This is a genomic window from Streptomyces hilarionis, assembly GCF_024539675.1.
In the GTDB taxonomy this organism is placed as follows: Bacteria; Actinomycetota; Actinomycetes; order Streptomycetales; family Streptomycetaceae; genus Streptomyces; species Streptomyces hilarionis.
The window spans coordinates 1-794 of the sequence record NZ_JAHHIT010000024.1; the positions used below are offsets into that span (position 1 = coordinate 1).

Sequence of the window (794 nt, forward strand, 5' to 3'; positions counted from 1 at the left end):
ATCGTCCGGTTCGAGGGCCGGATCGGGGTGGCGGCGGTGAACGGGCCGTCGTCGTCGGTGGTCTCGGGCGAGCCCGGGGCGTTGGACGATCTGCTGGCCGAGTGCGAGACGGCGGGGGTGCGGGCGCGTCGCATCGCGGTGGACTACGCCTCGCATTCGGCGCAGGTCGATGCCCTCAATGCCGATCTGCTGGCTGAACTGGCCGACATGCGGCCGCAGTCGTCGTCGGTGGCGTTCCACTCGACTGTGACGGGTGAGCGGTTGGACACCGCGGCGTTGGATGCGGCGTATTGGGTGTCGAATCTGCGGGAGCGGGTGCTGTTCGAGCCGGTGATCCGGATGCTCGCTGAGCAGGATCACCAGGTCTTCGTGGAGTCCAGTCCGCATCCGGTCGTGGTCATGGCGATCCAGGAGACCCTGGAGGCCCTGGGCTCCCTGGACAGCGGGACGGGCTCCGGTGCCGCCGTGGGGTCGCTGCGTCGGGACGACGGCGGTGTGGAGCGCTTCCTGACGTCGCTGGCCGAGGCGTACGTGGCCGGTGCCCCCGTGAACTGGATGCCGCTGTTCGGCGGCACGGGCGCGCGCACGGTCGACCTGCCGACCTACGCCTTCCAGCACGAGCGCTACTGGCTCGAGGACGCCTCCGCGCCGGGTACGGCGTCCGCCGTCGATCCGGTGGACGCGGCGTTCTGGGGTGCGGTGGAGCGGGCGGACGTGGAGGGTGTGGCTGCTCTCGTGGACGGTTCGGTGCCGGATGTGTGGGGGCCGGTGGTGCCGGCGTTGTCGGCCTGGCG

1 protein-coding gene is annotated in these 794 nt (G+C 71.2%); it reads left to right on the forward strand.

The window, feature by feature from the left end; translation table 11 throughout:
- Positions 1-794, forward strand: a 794-nt coding sequence (locus KMS84_RS04820; RefSeq protein WP_256914767.1) for an acyltransferase domain-containing protein, incomplete at both ends; no start/stop codon positions are given.